This window comes from Amycolatopsis sp. NPDC051371 (assembly GCF_040682155.1).
GTDB lineage: Bacteria > Actinomycetota > Actinomycetes > Mycobacteriales > Pseudonocardiaceae > Amycolatopsis.
Map to the genome: position 1 here is coordinate 199364 of NZ_JBFBAG010000010.1, position 19709 is coordinate 219072.

24 protein-coding genes are annotated in these 19709 nt (G+C 71.7%); 15 read left to right on the plus strand and 9 right to left on the minus strand.

Annotated features, from left to right (window positions below):
• Positions 1–30: 30 nt before the first annotated feature.
• From AB0M59_RS15670 to AB0M59_RS15695, 6 genes are all read left to right on the plus strand, one after another.
• Positions 31–657 (plus strand): TetR/AcrR family transcriptional regulator, encoded by a 627-nt coding sequence (locus AB0M59_RS15670; protein WP_364614771.1) that lies wholly within the window; start codon positions 31–33, stop codon positions 655–657.
• Positions 658–1009: 352 nt separating this feature from the next.
• Positions 1010–2437, plus strand: a complete 1428-nt coding sequence (locus AB0M59_RS15675; RefSeq protein ID WP_364614774.1) for an ATP-binding protein — start codon at positions 1010–1012, stop codon at positions 2435–2437.
• 76 nt (positions 2438–2513) lie between these two features.
• A complete protein-coding gene (locus AB0M59_RS15680; RefSeq protein WP_285479241.1) occupies positions 2514–2933 on the plus strand; it encodes a roadblock/LC7 domain-containing protein in 420 nt (139 codons plus the stop codon).
• The gene (locus AB0M59_RS15685) at positions 2930–3289 is read left to right on the plus strand and encodes a DUF742 domain-containing protein (RefSeq protein ID WP_364614777.1); all 360 of its coding nucleotides are present in this window, start codon (positions 2930–2932) and stop codon (positions 3287–3289) included. The genes AB0M59_RS15680 and AB0M59_RS15685 overlap by 4 nt, the downstream gene beginning before the upstream one ends.
• Positions 3282–3878, plus strand: coding sequence for an ATP/GTP-binding protein (locus AB0M59_RS15690; RefSeq protein ID WP_364614848.1), 597 nt, complete (start codon positions 3282–3284; stop codon positions 3876–3878). Before AB0M59_RS15685 ends, AB0M59_RS15690 begins: the two co-directional genes overlap by 8 nt.
• Positions 3875–5134 carry a cytochrome P450 gene (locus tag AB0M59_RS15695; protein WP_364614780.1) on the plus strand — a complete coding sequence of 420 codons (1260 nt, stop codon included), beginning with the start codon at positions 3875–3877 and terminating at the stop codon, positions 5132–5134. Before AB0M59_RS15690 ends, AB0M59_RS15695 begins: the two co-directional genes overlap by 4 nt.
• A gap of 79 nt (positions 5135–5213) precedes the next feature.
• Here the strand turns inward: AB0M59_RS15695 and AB0M59_RS15700 are convergent, their stop codons facing one another.
• The 5 genes from AB0M59_RS15700 to AB0M59_RS15720 form a co-directional block, all read right to left on the minus strand.
• A complete protein-coding gene (locus AB0M59_RS15700) occupies positions 5214–6428 on the minus strand; it encodes a cytochrome P450 (RefSeq protein WP_364614783.1) in 1215 nt (404 codons plus the stop codon).
• Positions 6425–6817: a hypothetical protein gene (locus tag AB0M59_RS15705; RefSeq protein ID WP_364614786.1), complete on the minus strand. Its 393-nt coding sequence runs from the start codon at positions 6815–6817 to the stop codon at positions 6425–6427. Before AB0M59_RS15705 ends, AB0M59_RS15700 begins: the two co-directional genes overlap by 4 nt.
• Positions 6814–8142, minus strand: a complete 1329-nt coding sequence (locus tag AB0M59_RS15710; RefSeq protein WP_364614789.1) for an erythromycin esterase family protein — start codon at positions 8140–8142, stop codon at positions 6814–6816. The genes AB0M59_RS15705 and AB0M59_RS15710 overlap by 4 nt, the downstream gene beginning before the upstream one ends.
• Positions 8143–8937 (minus strand): MerR family transcriptional regulator, encoded by a 795-nt coding sequence (locus AB0M59_RS15715; protein WP_364614792.1) that lies wholly within the window; start codon positions 8935–8937, stop codon positions 8143–8145.
• 74 nt (positions 8938–9011) lie between these two features.
• Positions 9012–9869 carry a TIGR03620 family F420-dependent LLM class oxidoreductase gene (locus AB0M59_RS15720; protein ID WP_364614795.1) on the minus strand — a complete coding sequence of 286 codons (858 nt, stop codon included), beginning with the start codon at positions 9867–9869 and terminating at the stop codon, positions 9012–9014.
• A gap of 90 nt (positions 9870–9959) precedes the next feature.
• On the opposite strand from AB0M59_RS15720, the gene AB0M59_RS15725 reads away from it, so the two are divergent.
• A complete protein-coding gene (locus AB0M59_RS15725) occupies positions 9960–10796 on the plus strand; it encodes a LysR family transcriptional regulator (RefSeq protein WP_364614798.1) in 837 nt (278 codons plus the stop codon).
• Between the two features lie 39 nt (positions 10797–10835).
• On the opposite strand, the gene AB0M59_RS15730 is transcribed toward AB0M59_RS15725, so the two are convergent.
• Positions 10836–11801: an NAD(P)-dependent alcohol dehydrogenase gene (locus tag AB0M59_RS15730; protein WP_364614801.1), complete on the minus strand. Its 966-nt coding sequence runs from the start codon at positions 11799–11801 to the stop codon at positions 10836–10838.
• 85 nt (positions 11802–11886) lie between these two features.
• On the opposite strand from AB0M59_RS15730, the gene AB0M59_RS15735 reads away from it, so the two are divergent.
• Positions 11887–12540, plus strand: coding sequence for a helix-turn-helix domain-containing protein (locus AB0M59_RS15735; RefSeq protein WP_364614804.1), 654 nt, complete (start codon positions 11887–11889; stop codon positions 12538–12540).
• Between the two features lie 25 nt (positions 12541–12565).
• Here AB0M59_RS15735 and AB0M59_RS15740 read toward each other — a convergent pair whose 3' ends face one another.
• Entirely contained in the window at positions 12566–13315 is a 750-nt protein-coding gene (locus AB0M59_RS15740) for an SDR family oxidoreductase (RefSeq protein ID WP_364614807.1), read from the minus strand.
• A 91-nt stretch (positions 13316–13406) separates the two neighbouring features.
• On the opposite strand from AB0M59_RS15740, the gene AB0M59_RS15745 reads away from it, so the two are divergent.
• The 4 genes from AB0M59_RS15745 to AB0M59_RS15760 are packed head-to-tail and all read left to right on the plus strand — an operon-like array spanning position 13407 to position 16005.
• Positions 13407–14012, plus strand: a complete 606-nt coding sequence (locus tag AB0M59_RS15745; protein WP_364614810.1) for a TetR/AcrR family transcriptional regulator — start codon at positions 13407–13409, stop codon at positions 14010–14012.
• Positions 14013–14058: 46 nt separating this feature from the next.
• Entirely contained in the window at positions 14059–14412 is a 354-nt protein-coding gene (locus AB0M59_RS15750; RefSeq protein ID WP_364614812.1) for a Rid family hydrolase, read from the plus strand.
• Complete coding sequence (locus AB0M59_RS15755; RefSeq protein WP_364614815.1) at positions 14405–15049, plus strand: PAS domain-containing protein; 645 nt, start codon at positions 14405–14407, stop codon at positions 15047–15049. The genes AB0M59_RS15750 and AB0M59_RS15755 overlap by 8 nt, the downstream gene beginning before the upstream one ends.
• On the plus strand, positions 15046–16005 hold the full coding sequence (locus AB0M59_RS15760) for a pyridoxal-phosphate dependent enzyme (RefSeq protein ID WP_364614818.1): 960 nt from the start codon (positions 15046–15048) through the stop codon (positions 16003–16005). Before AB0M59_RS15755 ends, AB0M59_RS15760 begins: the two co-directional genes overlap by 4 nt.
• 7 nt (positions 16006–16012) lie before the next feature.
• Here the strand turns inward: AB0M59_RS15760 and AB0M59_RS15765 are convergent, their stop codons facing one another.
• Positions 16013–16549: a TetR family transcriptional regulator gene (locus tag AB0M59_RS15765; protein WP_364614821.1), complete on the minus strand. Its 537-nt coding sequence runs from the start codon at positions 16547–16549 to the stop codon at positions 16013–16015.
• A gap of 72 nt (positions 16550–16621) precedes the next feature.
• Here AB0M59_RS15765 and AB0M59_RS15770 point away from each other — a divergent pair, with 72 nt between their 5' ends.
• Both AB0M59_RS15770 and AB0M59_RS15775 read left to right on the plus strand, forming a co-directional pair.
• Positions 16622–17656 carry an aldo/keto reductase gene (locus tag AB0M59_RS15770; RefSeq protein ID WP_364614824.1) on the plus strand — a complete coding sequence of 345 codons (1035 nt, stop codon included), beginning with the start codon at positions 16622–16624 and terminating at the stop codon, positions 17654–17656.
• 33 nt (positions 17657–17689) lie between these two features.
• Entirely contained in the window at positions 17690–18040 is a 351-nt protein-coding gene (locus AB0M59_RS15775) for a VOC family protein (protein WP_364614827.1), read from the plus strand.
• Positions 18041–18219: 179 nt separating this feature from the next.
• Here the strand turns inward: AB0M59_RS15775 and AB0M59_RS15780 are convergent, their stop codons facing one another.
• Positions 18220–19185, minus strand: coding sequence for an oxidoreductase (locus AB0M59_RS15780; protein WP_364614830.1), 966 nt, complete (start codon positions 19183–19185; stop codon positions 18220–18222).
• A gap of 82 nt (positions 19186–19267) precedes the next feature.
• Here AB0M59_RS15780 and AB0M59_RS15785 point away from each other — a divergent pair, with 82 nt between their 5' ends.
• On the plus strand, positions 19268–19582 hold the full coding sequence (locus AB0M59_RS15785; RefSeq protein WP_364614833.1) for an Ohr family peroxiredoxin: 315 nt from the start codon (positions 19268–19270) through the stop codon (positions 19580–19582).
• The last annotated feature ends 127 nt before the right edge of the window (positions 19583–19709 follow it).

The following is a 19709-nucleotide window of genomic DNA, read 5'->3' on the forward strand; positions in this document are numbered from 1 at the left end:
TGGCCACCGGCCACGTACAGGGGAGATGACGTGAACGACACCGCCGGGCAAGCGGCGCAGGGCCGGCGCTCGCGCGACCGGGCCCGCACCGAGGCCGACTTGCTGCAGGCGACCTTCGACCTGCTCCAGCGCGACGGCATCTTCGCGGGGTTGAACCTGCAGGAAGTCGCCGAACGCTCAGGGGTGAACCGCGGCCAGATCTACCAGTACTTCGGGGATCGCCGGTCGTTGCTGCGGGCCGCCGTGGCGCACCGCGCGAAGGAATGGGCGGCGGGAGCGAAGCGGCACTGGGAAGCGTCGTTCCTCAACCGGCGCAAGGCGATGTTCCGCAGCGCTCTGGCGAACCCCGCCCCGACCCTCGTCGAGGCGCTGCTGGCGATCGACGGCGATCCCGACTACCACGCTTTGCCGGAGATCGAGAAGACGAGGGCCGCGCTCGACCGCGACCAGCGGGACGGCGACCTGCCCGCCGAGGGTGACGCGATCGCGATGCACGTGTTCATGGTCGCGGCCTACAAGGGTTACCTGATCTTCCGCGAGGCGCTGGCGCGCGACGTCGGACTGCCGGTCGCCGAGCTGGACGCCCGCGTGCTGGCCGTGCACGACCAGGTGGCGGCGGCGCTGGCGAACCCGCCCGAATCGAGTGGTCCCCAGTAGCTCGCCGTCACGAACGCGACGGAATGATCATCCGCACCGCCGACGCCGCTTGACGTGGTGCGGGTGATCGTCGCCGGGCCCACCAGACGTCCTGAATGAGTCATTCAGGTCTTCGGAGGTCCTGAATGAGTCATTCAAGACACGCTGCTGCGGGGCCCCGGTCGCCGACGCGCGATGAATCGCGAGTTCCGGCGGCCGGGGACATGAGTGGTAATCCGGATTTTATCGGGCGGACAACCGGACTCCGGACTCGTCCTCGACGGCTTTTCGCGGCACTACGAAACCGAGTCGTGATCTCTGTGGGCAAACCGAGTACTGTTCGGGCACCAATCGGACTCGAGGAAGTGGAGCGATGTCGGAACGACCGCCCGCACAACATCGGGAAGAACGCGAGTCAGTCGGCCGGGCGGTAACCGGGGTACTGGTCACAGCCGTCGCCGTCGCCGCGATCTGGACCGGCGTGTCTTTGTCGATTTCCGGTGGTCAGGCGATTCTCGTCGCCATTGCCGGCGCGTTCACCGGGATCGTCGCGTGTGCCGCCGTGTTCTTCGCGCTGCGCCGCGGCGACCATGCCGCGAACGCGACCGCGCAGACGCAAGCCGCACTGGACGAAGCTCAGCGCGCCCGCGAATCCGTCCACGTCAGCGGCGGTGAACTGGCGCTGCTGCTCGACCGGACGGTCCCCGACGCGGTCCGGCGGCTGCGCGGTGGCACGCCCGCGGACAGCGTGCTCGCCGAAGTCCCGCGCCCCGCCGACGAACTGCACCAGCGCGTCCTGCGGCTCCTGGTCGACGAGATCGCCGTCGGCGAACGTCGCCGCGCCGCCACGACGGCCGCCTGCGCGAGCGCGGCGGGCCGGTTGCAGGCCCTGGCGACCAGCACCCTGGGAGACCTGCGGGAAATGGAAAACCGGACGTCCGACGCGATGCTCGGGGATCTGCTGAAGGTGGACCACCACACGGCGCAGGCGGGGCGGCTGGCCGACAGCATCGCCGTGCTCACCGGTGCGCGGTCGGGCCGCCGGTGGACGAAACCGATCCGGATGGAAAGCATCCTGCGCGGCGCGCTCGGCCGCATCGGCGCTTATCAGCGGATGCGGGTGCACTCCGCGAGCGGGGTCGCGGTCGTCGGCTACGCCGCGGAAGACGTCATGCACGCGCTCGCCGAACTCATGGACAACGCGACGAAATTCTCCGCGCCTTCGGAAGAGGTGCACGTTTATGTCGAAGATCTGCACAACGGCGCGGTGATCACCATCGAGGACGGCGGCCTCGGGATGAAGGCGCAGGCCCTCGTCCGCGCCGAGCGCGCGGTGTCCCTCGACCAGCCGCTCGACCTGACCTCGATGTCGGGGACGCGGCTCGGGCTCGCGGTCGTGGGCAGCCTGGCGCGCAAGCACCAGCTGCACATCTTCTTCCGTCCTTCTTCGCGCGGTGGGATCGGCGTGGTCATGCGCATCCCGACGCAGCTGATCACGCAGCCCCGGCCCGAGGCCCTGCCGGAGCCGGACGAGCCGGCCGCGACCGTCGTGTGGCCCGGTCCCGGCGACACGAGCCACGAACTCGCCGGCGACCTGTCCGAGCCGTCCGAACTGCCGAAACGCTCGCGCGGGCAGACGCTGACCGCCGCGTCGCGCCGGCCACCGTCGCCCACGCCGAGCCCGGCCCGGGCCGATCGTGACACCGGTTCCCGGTTCGGTGCTTTCCAGCAGCGGCGCAGCGGTGGTGCCACGCCGTCCCGCCACGCCGCCTCCCCGTCGGACACCGGCGAAGACGCGTGACCCGTCGCTCTGCCCGTACACCCGCACACCGCCAGATGGGAGCAAGGGGATCCGCCACGGCCGGTCCCCGGATTCGATGACTGATTCGGACAAGAGCCTCGAATGGCTCCTCGAGAACCTCGTGGGCAACACCGCCGGCGCCTGTCACGCCCTAGTGCTGTCCCGCGACGGCTTGAAGCTCTGCCACACCCAGGGCCTCACCGTCGACCGCGCCGACCAGCTGGCCGCGATCGCCGCCGGTGTCCAGGCGCTGGCGCACGGCGCGTCGGTCGAGTTCGGCGACGGCACCGGCGGGGTGCGGAACTCGATGACCGAGTTCCACGGCGGGATCCTCTTCATCGTGGAGGCCGGGGTCGGCTCGCACCTGGCCGTGATCGCCACGGAGGACGCCGATGTCGGCCTGATCGGGCACAACATGGACGAGCTGGTGGAGCAGATCGGCTCGGTCTTCACCGCCCCGCCGCGCTTCGCGGCGGCCGACAACCCGGCTTCGTGACGCGCTCGGCGCTCGACGGGGAAGACCCGGACCGGCTCTACACGGTCACGGGCGGGCGCAGCAGCGCGGACGACATCGACCTCGATCTCGTCACCCTGATCGTCAGGGAGTCGGAGCCGTCGGCGGGCATGCAGTCCGAGCACGTCCGGATTCTCGGGATCACCGCGAAGCCGACGTCCGTCGTGGAGCTGTCGGCCGACCTGGCGCTCCCGGTGAGTGTGACCAAGATTCTGCTCGCGGACCTGCTGGCCATGGGCAAGGTGTCCGCCCGACATCCGTCGTCGGCCCAGGCCGCGGGACGGACCTCCGACTCGGAATTCCTCAAGAAGGTGCTCGTTGGACTCCGCAATCTCTGAACAAGACGCACGGCTGCCCCTGGCCGACACCGCGACCGACGGCTTGAAGATCGTCATCGTCGGCGGTTTCGGCGTCGGGAAGACGACGATGGTCCGGTCGGTCAGCGAAATCCGGCCGCTGAGCACCGAAGAGACGATGACCCAGGCCGGGATCGGCGTCGACCACACCCGGGGTGTGCAGGCGAAGACGACCACCACGGTGGCGTTCGACTTCGGCCGGATCAGCCTCGACGAACAGATGGTGCTCTACCTGTTCGGCGCCCCGGGGCAGGAACGGTTCTGGTTCCTCTGGGACAGCCTGTTCGCCGGCACCCTCGGCGCCGTCGTCCTGGTGGACGCCCGGCGGCTGGCCGACTCCTGGTACGCGATCGACCGGCTCGAACACCACGGGACGCCGTTCATCGTGGCGCGCAACAACTTCGGCCCGCCGAAACACAGCCTCGACGACGTCCGCGCCGCGCTCGACCTGTCCGACGAGGTTCCTCTCGTCGACTGCGACGCCCGCGACCGGGACTCGTCGAAGCAGGTGCTGATCTCGCTCGTCGACCACCTCTACACCCTGTCCAAAGTCCGGGAGGGCGCATCGTGACCGGTTTCCAGACCAGCACGCCGGCGGAGACGATCCCCGCCGCGGACCGGGTCCGGTTGTACGGACCCGAATTCGAGCGGGATCCCGCCGCGTTGTACGCCCGGATCCGGCGGCAGTACGGCGGGGTCGTCCCGGTCCTGCTCGACGGCGACATCCCCGCCTGGCTGCTGACCGGCTACCGCGAAATCCACCAGGTGTGCCAGGACTCGCAGCTGTTCGCCCGCGACAGCCGCCGGTGGAACCAGTGGGACAACGTCCCCGGCGACTGGCCGCTGCTGCCCTACGTCATGCACAACCCGTCGGTGATGTTCACCGAGGCCGGGGAACACCGGCGCCGGGCGGGCGCGATCGGCGACGCGCTGTCCGCGGTCGATCAGTTCGACCTCAGCGCGCACTGCGAGCGCATCGCGGACCGGCTGATCGACGAATTCGCGGGCACCGGCGCAGCCGACCTGATCGCCCGCTTCGCCCAGCAGGCGCCGCTGCTCGCGGTCGCCAAGATGTACGGCATGCCCGACTCGGAGGCGCCCGCGCTGGTGCGCGACGTCGCGCTGTCCCTGGACGTCGGCCCCGAAGCCCTGCCCGCGTACGGGCGGGTGCAGGAGGCGATGGCGCGGCTGGTGGCGGTGAAGCGCGAGCGGCCGGGCGCGGACGTGCCCACGGCCATGATGCAGCACCCGGCGAACCTGACCGACGACGAGGTCGTCCAGGACCTGCTCGTGGTGACCGCCGCGGCGCAGCAGCCGACGGCGAACTGGATCGGCAACACCATCCGGCTGATGCTGACCGACAGCCGGTTCGCGATGACGCTCTCCGGCGGCCGTGGCAGTGTCGGCCAAGCCCTCAACGAGGTGCTGTGGCACGACACGCCCACGCAGAACTTCATCGGGCGCTTCGCGAGCCGTGACACCGTGCTCAGCGGTGTTCGCGTGCGGCAGGGGGACCTGGTGGTGCTCGGGCTGGCGGCCGGCAACGCCGACCCGCACGCCCGGCCCGACGCCGCGTCGGGCGCCCTGGGCAACCACGCGCACATGTCGTTCGGCCACGGCGAGCACGGTTGTCCCTACCCGGCACCGGAAGTGGCCGAGGTCATCGCCCGCACCACCGTCGAAGTCCTGCTGGACCGACTGCCGGACCTCGAGCTCGCGGTCCCGGTCGAGGAGCTGGTGTGGCGCCCGTCGGTGTGGATGCGGGGTCTGGAAACCCTGCCGGTGCACTTCACCCCGGTCCACGTGGCCGGACCGGCGGGGTGGTGACCGCTTCCCGCGCGGCTGTCCGAGCCTGAGTCGTCGAGCCCCGGCCGCACAGCCGGCCGGGGCTGAGCCGGATCCGGGGCTACGCCGGGGTGAACGTCACCGGCAGTGACGCCGGTCCCCGGGTGAACACGCCGCGTTCGGCGGGGGCCGCGCCCTCGGCCAGCCGCAGGTCCGGCATCGCGTCGAGCAACTGGTTGACGCCGACCTCGATCTCGGTCTTCGCCAGGAGCGCGCCGACGCAGAAGTGGCGGCCCAGCGCGAACGACAGGTGGCTCGCCGCCGCCGAGAACGCGGTCTCGGTCGGGAGGTCCGTGCGGAAGATGTCGAACGCGCCGGGGTTCGCGAACCGGCGCGGGTCGCGGTTCGCCGCGCCGATCAGGCAGGTCACCGTGCTGCCGGCGGGGATCGTCTCGCCGGCGATCTCGATGGCCTCCGCCGGCTGCCGCATGATCATGTGCACCGGCGGGGTGTGGCGCAGGGTTTCGGCGAACGCCTTCGGAACCAGGGCGCGGTCGGCGCGCACGGCGTCGAGCTGGTCGGGGTGCTCCAGCAGGTTCCGGAAGAGGCTGGCGATCGCCTTGTCCGTGGTCTCGCCACCGGCGGCCAGGAGCAGGCTGCAGAAGGCTTTGATGTCCTCGTCGCTCATGCTGGTGCCGTCCACCTCGGCGGCGCAGAGGGCCGAAAGGAGGTCGTCGCCGGGGTTTTCGCGCCGGTCCCGGATGATCGGGATCATGTACGCGGCGAGTTCGTCGTGGGTCCGCAGCCCGGCCGCGGCGACGTCCTCGTCCTGGCTGAGGTTGCCGAGGAAGGCGATGATCGCGCTGTACCAGCGCTGGAACCGGGCGTGGTCGTTCTGGTCCAACCCCAGCATGTCGACGATGACGTTGATCGGGAAGTGGCGGGCGTAGTCGGTGACGATGTCGGCCGAGCCGCGGCCGCGGAAGACGTCGATGAGCTGCGCGGAGTTCCGTTCGATCACCGGGCGGAACTTCTGCTCCAGCTCGTTGCCCCGGAACGCCGGTGCCACCAGCGCGCGGCGGACCGCGTGTTCCCGGCCGCTCATCTGCAGGATCGTCCGGCCGTGGACGGGTTCCAGCTGCCAGCCGTAGTTGTCGGTGGTGAATGCGCTCTCCTTGAAGGCGCGAGACACGTCGTCGTACCGCGAAATGACGTAGCTCTGCATTCCTTCGTGCCAGATCACCGGCGAATGTTCGAGCATGACGTCGTAAGCGGCGTACGGATCGGCGGCGAACTCCGGTGACAGAATGTCCGGCGCGTGCCCTGCTGAAGTCACGAGACTCCTTTGCTCGGCGGTGGAACCGCCAGGCTATCCGGGATGGTTGCCACTGCGAAAGAGTTCGCGTCCGCCGACGATCGGCGTGCGAACCGTTTCCACGCTGCTTGCCGGCTGACGCCGAGCGCTCCGGCGATGGTGTCCCAGGTGATCCCGAAGCCGCGGGCGAGGCCGATCTCCAGGGCGAGCAGGCGCTCGGCGGCCGCCGCCAGCTCGCCGGTCCGGAATATCCACTCGCCGAATTCGCTCGCGGCGGTGACCGGCTCGTTCTCCCGGCACACCACGTCCGCCACGGCACGATGCCGTTCGGCGAGACCCGCGTAGGCGCTGCCCAGCGAAGCGACGGACTCGGCGTGAACGTGCAGTGCTTTCCGATGCGTCCCGCTCATTTCCGGCCGCGTACCTCCGGAGAATCGACGAAGGTCTGCCAGGGCGTGATCTTGTCGATGTGGACGACGGCATCGAACGCGACGAGGGGATTCGCCAGCTGCTTGTACGGCCCCTGCCGGGTCCCGTCGATCTCGGCGAAGCGGCGGGCCACCAGCCCGTCTTCGGGGACATCGCGCAGGTCGAGCAGGGCGAGCGGCTCACCGCTGCTCGCGAGCAGTCCGTCGAGGCTGCCCGGCTCGGTGAAGGGGGCGACGTCTTCGTAGAACACCTCGGTGTGGCCGGGTGGCCCGTCGGGCAGCGGCCGGTGGCTGAACACGCGACCGCCGTTGTAAGTGGTCGCGATGACCACCATCCGGTTTCCGAGCGTGCGGGCCAGGTGCTGGCCGAGCATGACCTGCTCCTCGTTGATGATCGGGGGCACGCGGTACGGCCAGCGTTGCAGGTGCCCGTTGGCCGCCCCGACGACGAGGCGCTCCTCCCGGCCGAGGATCCATTCGACGTTCTCGGCCATCGCCGCGTCCCGGACGTTGGCGCCCCGGTAGGTGCGATCCGGCGCGGACGCCATGGTGGCCAGGAACGCGTCCGCGTGCCGCGCGGTGACCGCGCACTGCAGCGCGATGCCGGCCCGGTTCGCGTCCACAGTGGAGTAAGGGACGCGCAGGGCCTGAAGGCGCTCGGCCAGCTCGCTGATCCGGGACGTCAGCTCGTGGCGATGAGCGGCGCCGAGCGCCAGGTAGGCGTGGATCGCGGGCGCGGCCCACGCCAGCCCGGTCCGATCGGAGGGCAGGTAGTCGAACAGCGGCAGCAAGTTCCGGCGAGCCGCCGACGCGTAGGCCGGATCCGCGTCGTCCAGGAGTGCCAAGGCGGCCACGACGCCGGGCAAGGCGGACGCGCTGGAGTCCGGCACGTCCATGCCGTAGAAGCGGACCTTGCGGTCATGGGTGCGGTTGTGCTCGCGCATCCACACCAGCTGGTCTCGCATCTCCGCGCACTTTCCCATGTGGTAAGTGATTCCGGTGCGCAACAGCTCGTCCAGGTCACCGTCACCGCCGAGCACCCAGTCGTGGACCGCCCAGCCCTCCGGGAAGCCGGACTCCATCGCGAACCCGGTGAACCCCAGCTCCGTCACCAGGAACCGGGTCACCAGGTGGCGAAGCTGGTAGAACTCGTGCACCCGGTGCGTGCTCTCGCCGATGGCGACGACCCGAGCGTCCCCGACGATGTCGCGCAACGGCTCGAGCTCGCGGTGGTCGGCGTCGTCCGGCTCGATCGTCCGCAGCCGGACGAGGTTCTCCTGAAGCCATCCGGTGATGTCGAGGTCCATTCAGCTGTCCTTCTCGTCGCAGATGCTTTCGCCCGCGGCACGGGCCTTGCGCAGGTAGTCGACGACCTCGGCGGTGCCGCCCGGCCCGGACCAGCCGATGCGCCGGTCGAGCTCCTGGCCCATCCCGGCCCGGTTGTCGTCCCACAGCGCCGTGGTCGCGGCTTCGAACCGGGGGTCGCCGGGGCGGAACGCGTCCGCGATCTCCCGCCAGCGGGCGACCAGCTCCTGCACCGCCGGATCGTCGACGGGTGTCCCGTCGAGCAGGTGCTGCCGAAGCAGGGCGAACACTTCGAGCCACTCGGTCTTCGCCCGCTCGACCGCCCCGCTGCCCAGCTTCGCGGCCTGTTCGGTGATCGTCGTGAGTTGCGCGTCGGACAGGTACCGGCGGACGTCCACGGACAGCGGCTCCAGCGTGGCGAGGAACTGCTCCGGTTCCGGCATCGCCGGCTCGGCCAGCCGGGCGAGCAGGCCCCGGAGCCGCTGGGCCGACTCCTCGATGCGGGCGGCCCGGATCTCGAGGTCGGCGAGCTGAGCGGTCAGCAGGCCGCGCAGCGAGTCGAGGTCGTCGCCCGCGTTCCGGAGCACGACGGCCACTTCGTCCAGGGAAAGACCCATCCCGCACAAGGTCCGCACCCGGTAGAGCCGGCGCACGTCCGCCTCGGCGTACCGGCGGTGCCCGGCCGGAGTCCGTTCGCCCGGTGACACCAGGCAGATCCGGTCGTAGTGGTGCAACGCGCGCACCGTGACGCCACTGGCCCGGGCCAGCTCACCGATGCTCCACCTGCGCTCGCTCACCCCTCGACCGTAGAACCTGACGCCACGTCAGGTGCAACCCCGCGGACCCCTGGCCGGCCCGAGCCGGACCGCGGTCAGCGCCATGAGCCGGTCACCGGACCTCCGATCGGTCCCACCGCTTGGGCGACCGCGCGGAGCGTGGCGATCGGGTCGTCGCCGAGGGGATGGACGCCGACGTGGTCCGCGCCCGCCGCCCGGTGGGCCAGCAGCCGCGTCGCGACGGTGGCCGGGTCGCCGTGGGCGACGAGCGCGTCGATGAGGCGGTCGCTGCCGGTGCCGGACAGGTCGTCGTCGGTGAAGCCCAGCCGACGGAGGTTGGCGGCGTAGTTGGTGACGCCGAGCGCGGTCCCGGGCGGCGCCGACCGGGCGATCGCGCGCGCCCGCCCGGCATCGGGCTCGACCAGGGCGAAATGGCCGGGCAGCACCAGTTTGCCCGCGCCGAGGACCGACCGCGCCCGGCGGGTGTGCTCCGGGGTGACCAGGCACGGGACGGTTCCGGCCGTGCGGTCGCGGGCCAGGCGCAGCATCCTCGGCCCGAGCGCGGCTGTCACGACCCGATCGGCCGGCACACCCGCGCCGGCGAGCCGGTCCAAATAGGACACGAGCGTGTCGTACGGCGAGGCGTACTCGTCGTGGACTTCGCGGTGTCCGATCCCGACACCCAGCAACAAGCGGCCGGGGTGCCTGCCTTCGATCCGGTGGTAGGACGCGGCGACGGTCTCCGCGTCAGCCGTCCACACGTTCACCACGCTCGTGCCGACGACCAGCCGCGCGGTCGCGTCGAGCAGCTCTTCGGCGAAGGCGAGGTCGGCGGGCGGCGAGGCGTCCAGCCAGAGCGTTCCGTAGCCGGCCCGCTCTACTTCCGCGGCGCTTTCCGGGGTCACTTCATGCTCGCGCAGGTGGGCGCCGAGCAGACCGGGATCGAGGTTCATGCCTCGACTCCAGCACCGCTGCCCGCCGTGAACCAGGGCCAGTGCCGACGCGCAGCGATAACCTGGAGGCATCGTCGCAGGGGAGGGCCGGTGGAACTACGGGCTTTGCGGTACTTCGTCACGGTCGCCGACGAGCTGCACTTCGGCCGGGCCGCGGACCGGCTGCACATCGCCCAGCCCGCGGTCAGCAGGCAGATCGCCCGGCTGGAGCGCGAGCTGGGGGAGCGGCTGTTCGACCGCTCGCCGCGCCGGGTCCGGCTGACCGCGGCCGGGCACCGGGTGCTCGCCGCGGCCCGGGACGCGCTCGCGGCCGCCGACCGGGTCCGCAGCGCGGCCTCCGGTCCCGCCGGGGTGATGCGCATCGGCACGGCTTCCGGGGTCACCGCCCGGCTGGAGCGCGGGATCGACGCGTTGCGGGCGCAGTCCCCGGGGTTCGAAGTCGTGCTCGTCGACCTGCCGCAGGCCGATCGCCTGAACGCGTTGCGCCAGGGGGAGATCGACCTGGCGCTGGCCCGGGGAGTGGACGCGGCTCCCGGCGTGCGGGTGCTGCCGGCTTGGACGGAACCGCTGTACGCGGTCGTTTCCGCCCGGCACCCCGCCGCCGGTCGTGAGGTCGTGAGCGTCGCCGAGCTGGCCGCCGGCGACCTGCGCGTCCCCGACCCGTCCGTGGTCGCCGTGCTGCGGGAAGCGGGTGTCCCGGTGCGCCCGGGCCGTCCGATGGGGACGGTCCAGGACACGATCGTCGAGGTCGGCTCGGATCCGCGCGCCTGGACGATGCTGCCGGCCGACCAGGTGGCGGAGATCAGGTCCACCCGGGTGCGGGCGATCCCGCTCGCACCGCGCACGACGATCACGGGCAGCGTCGTCGTCCCGGACGACCTCTCGCACCCCTGCGCGGCGGCCACCCGGGCGGCCTTCGGCGACTGACGCCGGGCCCGGGGGCGGAGATCGCAGCACGCGCGCGCCTCAGTCGACCCGGACGACGTACTTGCCCCGCACACCACCGGCTTCCAGAGCCCGGTGCGCTGCCGCCGTCTCCTCCAGGGAGAACACCTTGTCGACCGCCGGGCGCAGTTTGCCTTCGGTGACGTGCCGGGCGAGGTCGTCCAGCTGCGCCCGCTGGGGATTGCCGCTGAAGAAGCGCACCCGGCCGCGCCCGTGCGCCGCGCTCGCGGCGATGACGCCCAGCGAGGTGAGGGGCCGGGTCAGGTCGAAGGCGATGGTGACCATGCGGCCACCCGGCGCCAGCAACCGCCGGAAGCTCGGCAGGTCGGTGCCCGCGGTGTCCAGGACCACGTCGAACCGGCCCAGCGTCGAGGGCGGGGCGGTCCGGTGGTCGAGCGCCCGGCCGGCGCCGAGCTCGCGGACGAAGTCGAGGTTGGCGGCTCGCGCCAAGGCCGTGACTTCGGCTCCGTACGCGTGGCCGAGCTGGACGGCGGCGTTCCCGACGCCGCCCGCCGCCCCCCGGACGAGCAGCCGTTCGCCGGGGCGAAGCGCGGCCTTGTCCCGCAGCGCGGTCACCGCCGTGGTGGCGACCGGCAAGGCCGCGGCGTCCACCAGGTCCAGCCCGTCGGGGACCGGGCCGAGCCGATCGGCCGGCACGGTGACGTACTCGGCGGCGCTGCCGAAGCCCGAGGTGCGCCCCAGGACACCCCACACGCGGTCGCCGGCCGCGAACGCCGTCGTCCCGGCACCGAGTGCGGAGACTTCGCCGGTGAAGTCCAGCCCGATGCGCCGGGGAAACCGCCGGCCGGTGAGGAGGCGGAGCTTTCCGGCGCGGGCGGCCAGTTCACCGCCGTTGACGCTGAACGCGCGCACCCGTACCAATACCTCGCCCGGTGCCGGCGCGGGCCGCGGCACCCGGGCGACGTAGAGCACGCCGGGGTCGCCGTAGCGGTCGAAAAGCACTGCCTTCATCGTGCGGTCGGTCACCGTTCTCACCTTCGTCGTGGGCTCTGGAGGCGACGGTAGGCTCGCAAGTGGACGAGATCATCCGGTTCGGTCGAGGTGAGAGACAATGCCCCAGGCAGCTTCTCGGATAGTGGCCCAGCACGCGCTGCGGGCGGACGCGCGGCGCAACCAGGAACGCATCCTCGTCGCCGCCCGCGCGGTCTTCGCCGAGCGCGGGATCGACGCGCCGATGGCGACCGTGGCCCGCCGCGCCGGCGTCGGGGTCGCGACCCTGTACCGGCGCTTCCCGGCTCGTGACGCCCTGGTGCGGGCCGCGTTCACGCGGCAGATGGAGACCTGCACGCGAGCCTTCACCGAAGCACTCGCCGATCCGGACCCGTGGCGGGGATTCCGGCGGCTGATCGAGACGGTCTGCGAGCTGCAGTGGGAGGAGCGGGGGTTTCCGGACGCGTTCCTCGCGGCCTTCCCGGACGACGCCGCGGCCCACGCGGAGTCGCGGGGCCGGGCGGACCAGGGCCTCGCGATCCTGGTCCGCCGAGCACAGGCGGCGGGGAAGCTGCGGACCGACTTCCGGCCCTCCGACCTCGTGGTGGTCTTCCTGGCGCACGGTGGTCTCGTGACCGCGCGGCCGGCCGACGGCGCGGCGTCCCGGCGCCTGGTCGCCTATCTGCTCCAGGCCTTCCGCGCCGACGCGGCGAACGAGACGCTGCCCGCGCCCTCCTCGCTGTCCCTACGCGGTTTCTCGGCTCCCGCCGACTGATCGTGCCGAGCCCTTCCGGCGGCGGTCAGATCTGGTTCTCGCCACCGTCGACGTACACGTTGGCGCCGAGCATGAAGCTGCTGTCGGCGGAGGCGAGGAAGGCCACCGCGGCTGCGACCTCGTCCACCTGCCCGATGCGCCCGATGGCGATCCGGGCGCCTTCGTTCGCCTTGAACGCCGCCGAGTTCTCCTCGCCCACGAGTTCGGTGATCCCGGAGGTGTCGGTCGGGCCGGGGGAGATGGCGTTCACCCGGATACCGCGGTCCTTGAGCTCGTTCGCCCAGGCGCGCACGAACGTCCGCAGGGCCGCCTTGGACGCCGCGTAGGCGCCGAACCCCGCGGTGCCGCGGTCAGCCGCGGTGGAAGCGTTGACGATCACCGAGGCGCCCTCGTTCAGCACCGGAAGTGCTTTCTGGACCGTGAAAACGGTGCCCTTGACGTTGACGCCGAAGACCTGGTCGAGGTCCTGGCCGGTGATCGTCTCGATGGTCGCGAACGAGGCGGTGGCCGCGTTGGCGAACAGCACGTCCAGCCCCTGGCCGCGGGCCGCGACCACGTCGTAGAGGCGGTCCAGGTCGGCCGGGTCCGTGATGTCGCCCGGTACCGCGGTCACGTTCCGGCCGATCGCCTGCACCGCCTCGTCCAGCTCGGCCGTGCGCCGCCCGGTGATGAACACGTGCGCTCCCTCGGCCGCCAGCCGGGCGGCGGTGGCCCGGCCGATCCCTCGGGTGCCGCCGCCGGTGACCACGGCGGTCTTGCCTTCGAGCCTGAGCATCTCCGACCTCCACGCTATTCGGCACCGATCGGTGTCGAATGCGACCGTAGCACTTGTGCACCGATCGGTGCACAAGCGGTACGATCCGTTGGTGACGAAGGCGCAGGCGGGCCGGCCGAGGGCGTTCGACGCCGAGGCGGCGCTCCAGAAGGCCATGGTGGTCTTCTGGGAGCAGGGCTACGACGGGGCCAGCCTCGCCGACCTGACCGAGGCGATGGGCATCTCCCGCAAGAGCATGTACGCAGCCTTCGGCAATAAGGAAGATCTCTTCCGGAAGGCGTTGCAGCGCTATACGGAAGGCCCTGGCGCCTACATCGTCGAAGCGCTGCAGGCGCCCACCGCCCGCGAGGTGGCCACCGGGTTCCTCGCCGGCTCGGTCCGGGCCAACACCCGGCCCGGGTTTCCGGCCGGCTGCCTGGGAGTGCAGGGTGCGCTGGCCGTCGGCGCGACCGGGCAGGTCGCGCGCGACACCCTGGCCGCGTGGCGCGCGCTGGGTCAGGCGTACCTGCGCGACCGGTTCCAGCAGGCCGTCGAAGGCGGAGACCTGCCCGCCGACGCCGATCCGGAGCTGATCGCCCGCTACGTCATGACGATCGCGAACGGCTTGGCCGTGCAGGCGGCGGGTGGCGCGGCGCGGGAGGACCTCCAGCGCGTAGCCGATGCCGCGCTGCGGAACTGGCCGCCCGCCGCCACGTGACGGGCATCATCTGGACGTTTCGTCCAGCCCCTATACAGTCAGTCTGGTGAGCAACGAACACCCCTATCCCGCGGCGTTCCGAAGCGGCGACCTCGTCACCGTGTCCGGGCGGCTCGGCGTGACCGGAACCGGCGACCTGGTGCCCGGCGGGTTCGAGGCCGAGTGCGCGCAGGCGTTCGCCAACCTCGACGACGCCCTGCGATCGGTGGGGGCGACCCGGACCGACGTGGTGAAGGTCGTCGCCTACCTGACCGACATCTCCGACCGCGCCGGCCTCAACCGCGTCTACGAACGGTTCTTCGCCGAGCCCCGGCCGGCCCGCAGCTGTGTCGGCGCCGCGTCCCTGCCCTACGGCGGGGTCGTCGAAGTCGAAGCCCTCGCCCGGGTGCGCGATGTCTGAGCGGGACGCGATCCTCGCGGCGCTCGCCCCGGTGGCCGACGGCATCGCGGCCACCCTGGGCTCGTTCTGCGAAGTCGTCGTCCACGACTTCCGCCGCCCGGAGACGTCGGTGGTCGCGATCGCCGGGTCGGTCACCGACCGCAGCGTCGGCGGGGCGATGAGCGAAATCGGCATGGGCCTGCTGGCGCAGGGGGACGACGCGGAGGACCAGCTGAACTACGTCACCCGCACCGCGTCCGGGAAGCTCGTGAAGTCCTCGACCATGCTGGTGCGCGACAGCGGCGGCTCGGTGTTCGGCGCGCTGTGCGTCAACCTCGACGTGACGGCCCTGGGGCAGCTGCGGACCCTGGTGGGCGAGCTCGCCGACGTCGGGACCACCGCGGAAGCGCCGACCACGACGTTCGGGGACGACGTCGACGCGGTGGTGGACGCGATCGTCGACGAACACCAGCTGCGCCTGAACAAGCCCTGGGCCGCGCTCAGCCGCGACGAACGCCTCGACCTGTTCCGCAGCCTGCACCAGCGGGGAGTTTTCGCGGTCCGGCGGGCGGTGCCGCAGGTCGCCGCCCGGATCGGCATTTCGCGGGCCTCCGCCTACAACTACCTCGCCGACATCCGCGAGCAAGGAGCGCCATGACCCCGCCCGTGACCCTCGACGACATCCGCGACGCCGCCGCCCGCCTGGCCGGTGTCGCCCACCGGACGCCGGTCGTGCGCTCCCGCACCCTCGACGACCTCGTCGGCGCCGAAGTCCTGCTGAAGTGCGAGAACCTCCAGCGCATCGGGGCCTTCAAGTTCCGCGGCGCGTACAACGCCGCCTCCCGGCTCTCGCCGGAGCAGCTGGCCAAGGGCATTGCCGCGTACTCGTCGGGCAACCACGCCCAGGCCGTCGCGCTGGCCGCCCGGGAACTCGGGAGCAGCGCGGTCATCCTGGTGCCCGAGGACACCCCGAAGTCCAAAGTGGACGCCACCAGGGGGTACGGCGCCGAGATCGTCACCTACGACCGGTACACCGGCGACCGGGTCGCGCTCGGCGAGGCGCTGGCGGCCGAGCGGGGTCTGGCGCTGATCCCGCCGTACGAGCACCCGCACGTGATCGCCGGCCAGGGCACCGCGGCGCTGGAGCTGCTCGAAGACGCCGGTCCGCTGGACACCCTGGTCGTCCCGGTCGGCGGTGGCGGGCTCATCGCGGGCAGCTCGACGGCCGCGAAAGCCTTGCGGCCCGGCATCCGCGTCGTCGGCGTCGAACCGGCGGCGGGCGACGACACCAAGCGCTCGCTCGAGGCGGGCGAACGCGTGTCGATCCCCGTCCCCCGGACCATCGCCGACGGTCAGGCCGCCTCGATCCCCGGCGAGCTGACCTTCTCGATCAACCGGGACCTCGTCGACGACATCGCCCTGGTCTCCGACGACGCCGTCCGGGAGGCGATGCGGTTCGCCTTCGAACGCCTGAAGCTCGTCCTCGAACCCAGCGGCGCGACCGGCCTGGCCGCGCTGCTCAGCGGGCAGGTGGCCGCGCCCGGACGGGTCGGGGTGATCATCAGCGGCGGGAACGTCAGCCCGGAGCGCTTCGCGGAGCTGATCGCCTCGTAGCGCACCGTCAGGATTCGATGATCGCCACGAGCGCCGCGGCGAAGGGGGCTGGATCGACGTCGCCGCGGACGGCGAGCTGCTGGTTGTAGCCGTCGCACAGGGCCACGAAGGCTTCGGCGATCCGGTTCGCGTCGGCGGGTTCGTGTTCGGGCAGGAGCGCGGCGACCGCGGTGCGCAGGTCGTCGAGCTGCCGGCGGACGAGAGCGGCGAGCGAAGGCGAGACGGCGGCCTCGGCGTAGATCTGGGCGACCAGCCGGGCGTGGTCCTCCTCGCGCGCCAGGGTGCGGACGTGCTCGAGGAAGTCGTGCGCGGACCGGGCCGTCAGCTCGGTGGGGAGCGCCTGGCTCGCCTGCTCGCAGATGGCGGCGACGATCTGGTCCTTGCCCTTGAAGTACCGGTAGATCGCCCCGGTGGACAGGCCCGAGGCCGCGACGAGGTCGGTCATGGACGTCCGCGCGAAGCCGTGGGTGGCGAAGCGGGCGCGGGCCGCGTCGATGATCTGCTGACGGCGCGCGTCGAGGTGGGCCTGGGTGACTCTCGGCATAAAGAACGACCATTCGTTTTTGTGGTAACGTCCGAACCATACCCCACCACCCGTGCCTTCGAGGAGTTTTTCGTGCGCTATCAGACATTCGGCCGGCAGAGCGGCTTGCGGGTCTCGGAGTACGTGCTGGGCACGGCCAACTTCGGCTCGGCGCCCACCGCCGCGGGCCTGGCGGGCGCCAAGGCGATCTTCGAGGCGTTCGTCGCGGCCGGCGGCACCACGTTCGACGTCTCGAACGTCTACCAGAACGGCGAAGCCGAGACGGTCCTCGGCGAGCTCCTCGGGCGTGAGCGCGACGACTTCGTGGTGATCACCAAGTACAGCGGGACCAGGCAAGCCCAGGTCCGGCCGGGGACCACCGGCAACAGCCGCAAGATCATGATCCGCTCCCTGGAGGAGAGCCTGCGGCGGTTGAAGACCGACTACGTGGACGTCTTCATGCCGCACTTCCCCGACGGCGTGACCCCGGTGCCGGAGATCCTCGCCGGGTTCGAGGACCTGGCCCGCGCGGGCAAGATCCGCTACGGCGGGCTGTCGAACTTCCCGGCCTGGCGGGTCGCGGGCGCCGCGGTCCGGTCGGAGGCGAGCGGGCGGCTGGTGGGCATCCAGACCGAGTACAGCCTGGCCGAACGCTCCGCGGAGCGGGAGCTCCTCCCGATGGCCGAGGCGCACGGGCTGGGCGTCGTCCTGTACTCCCCGCTGGCCGGCGGCCTGCTGACCGGGAAGTACCGCAGCGGCGAGCAGGGGCGGCTCAGTGCCCGGCTCGCGTCCTCGGCAACCGAAGGATCCGCCGTGCTCGACGCGGTCCTCGCCGTCGCCGAAGAGACGGGAACGGGGCCGATCCAGGTCGCGCTGGCCTGGCTGCGTCATCGCGCCGCGCGGGCCGGGACGTCGATGATCCCCATCGTGGGCCCTCGCACCCCGGCCCACCTGCAGGGCTACCTCGACGCGCTGGACGTCGAGCTGAGCCCGGCGCACCACCGGCGGCTGGACGAGGTCAGCGCCGTCCGGCCGGGCACGCCGCACGAAGACGTGTCGGCTGCGTTGGCCCACGGCACCGACGGGGACCGGAGCCTCCTCGACGGCCCGCTCGTCCCCGTGCAGTGACCTCCGCCGCGACTTCCTGAAACGAGTGCACCCTTGGCCCACATCGCGGCGATCAACCTCGAATGCGCCGATCCCCTTGCCCTGGCCCGTTTCCGGGCCGGCTTGCTCGACGGAGACATAGTGGCCGAGACACCGGGTTTCTGCGCGGTCAAGGCCGGCCCGGTGCACCTCGGTGCGGTCCGGGTCGACGACCACCGGCCCCCGACCTGGCCGTCCGCAGAGCGCTCGCAGCAGCTTCACCTCGACATCGCCGTCGAAGACTTGGACACCACCGAACGCGAAGCGATCCGGCTCGGCGCCACCAAAGAGGCGCGACAGCCCGGGCCGGAACGCTTTCGCGTGTTCCGCGACCCGGCCGGGCACCCTTTCTGCCTGCGGGCCTGACGGAGGAGGGACTACTCGGCGCACGCGGAGTGCACCGCGGTGCAGGGCGTCCAGTCGCTCCAGGACGACCGCCGAGCCGGCGGCCAGGGGAGCGGGCACGAGGCGGAGCCGGCGCGTACGTCCACTGTGGTCTCGAGCAGCAGATCCGCGTCAGCCGTTCGAGTACCTGCTGCTCCCGCTCAACTGCTTGCCTCGCTCTTCGGGATTCGAAGAGGCAGGTAACGGACGTTCGTCAGCCGCTCGGACTCCTCCCACAGCCGCCGCCGCAGGGCAGCGTCGTGGGACGGCTCGATGGCGGCGACCGGTTCGGGGTGGCCGGTGCGCTGGGCACGCCCGGGTGGCCCGTAGTAGTCGCCGCCGCGGGCGTGCGGATCGGTGGCGGCCCGCAGCGGTCCCAGTGCTCCCATCGCCGCGGTCTGGGTCAGCTTGAGCACGAGGGGATTCAGCTTGGGGTCGAGCGCGGCCCGGACCACCCAGGGCATGTCGCGACCGCCGTCGGTCCGGGCGAGGCCGGGGTGCCCGGCCACCGCGATGGTCGGGGCGCCGGTCGCTCGCAGCCGGTGGTCCAGTTCGTGGGCGAACAGCAGGTTGGCGAGCTTCGCCCGGTAGTAGGCGTACAGGTACCGGTAGCCCGCGCCGGGCTCGGGATCGAGGTCGGCCGGCTCGATCGTGCCCTGCCGGTGCCCGGTGCTGCCGACGGTCACCACCCGCGAGCCGGGGGTGCCGGTCAGCAGGTCCAGTACCAGCCCGGTGAACGCGAACGGGCCGAGGTGGTTGACGCCGATGGTCGACTCGAAACCGTCCTCGGTGACCGAGTACCGCACGCGGAAGCCGCCGGCGTTGTTCACGAGCAGGTCGAGGTGGTCGTGCTCGTCGTGCAACCGCCGGGCCGAGGCGCGGACCGAGGCGAGCGAGGCCAGGTCCAGCGGCAGGGTGCGCGCGACGGCGCCGGGCGAGCCGGCCCGGATCCGCTCCGCCGCCGCGGCCGCCTTTTCCTCGTTGCGGCAGGCCAGCACGACCTCGGCGCCACGCCGCGCGAGCGCGTCGGCGATCGCGAAGCCCAGCCCGGTGTTGGCGCCGGTGACGACAGCTGTGCGGCCGTGCTGCTCGGGGATGTCGTCGAAGGACCAGCGATGCCGGGGCACGGGTGCACCTTTCAGTCCGGAGTTGTGTATGTATCGATCACTCTACAGATGGACGCACTCGGCTGCGCCAGGTTTGGTCGAGATGGGTGGCCCCGGCGGCGCGACCAACCCGGAGCAGCTGTTCGCGGCGGGCTGGGCCTCGCGCCTCCACTCTGCGCTCAAGACTGTCGCGGCACGGCGGAAGACTGGGGTCGGTGACTCCACGGTGGTCGCCGAGGTGCAGGTGCACGCGACGCCGGAGGGCGGGTTCACGCTTAGTTCCGCGCTGCACGTCGAACTGTCCGGTGTGGACCAGGCGGCGGCGGACGGGCTCGTCGAAGCCGCCCACGCGATCTGCCCATACTTCACCGCGACCGGTGACACCATCCCGGTGACCGTCGACGCGACCGTCGCCTGACGTCTCCGGCCGGTGGGGGAGTGGCGCCGCGACGGACCTATCATGACGCCATGGTGAGGGACTCCGGCTCCGCGCCGGCCGCAACCGGACTGAGCAGTCGGGAGAACATCCTGAACGCGGCTCGCGC

Bases quoted from the DNA above. Each gene is read 5' to 3' on its own strand.
- AB0M59_RS15675 (WP_364614774.1), top strand. From the start codon at position 1,010: ATGTCGGAACGACCGCCCGCACAACATCGGGAAGAACGCGAGTCAGTC.
- AB0M59_RS15680 (WP_285479241.1), top strand. From the start codon at position 2,514: ATGACTGATTCGGACAAGAGCCTCGAATGGCTCCTCGAGAACCTCGTG.
- AB0M59_RS15705 (WP_364614786.1), bottom strand. From the start codon at position 6,817: ATGAGCGGGACGCATCGGAAAGCACTGCACGTTCACGCCGAGTCCGTC.
- AB0M59_RS15710 (WP_364614789.1), bottom strand. From the start codon at position 8,142: ATGGACCTCGACATCACCGGATGGCTTCAGGAGAACCTCGTCCGGCTG.
- AB0M59_RS15720 (WP_364614795.1), bottom strand. From the start codon at position 9,869: ATGAACCTCGATCCCGGTCTGCTCGGCGCCCACCTGCGCGAGCATGAA.
- AB0M59_RS15735 (WP_364614804.1), top strand. From the start codon at position 11,887: ATGCCCCAGGCAGCTTCTCGGATAGTGGCCCAGCACGCGCTGCGGGCG.
- AB0M59_RS15740 (WP_364614807.1), bottom strand. From the start codon at position 13,315: ATGCTCAGGCTCGAAGGCAAGACCGCCGTGGTCACCGGCGGCGGCACC.
- AB0M59_RS15755 (WP_364614815.1), top strand. From the start codon at position 14,405: ATGTCTGAGCGGGACGCGATCCTCGCGGCGCTCGCCCCGGTGGCCGAC.
- AB0M59_RS15760 (WP_364614818.1), top strand. From the start codon at position 15,046: ATGACCCCGCCCGTGACCCTCGACGACATCCGCGACGCCGCCGCCCGC.
- AB0M59_RS15765 (WP_364614821.1), bottom strand. From the start codon at position 16,549: ATGCCGAGAGTCACCCAGGCCCACCTCGACGCGCGCCGTCAGCAGATC.
- AB0M59_RS15785 (WP_364614833.1), top strand. From the start codon at position 19,268: ATGGGTGGCCCCGGCGGCGCGACCAACCCGGAGCAGCTGTTCGCGGCG.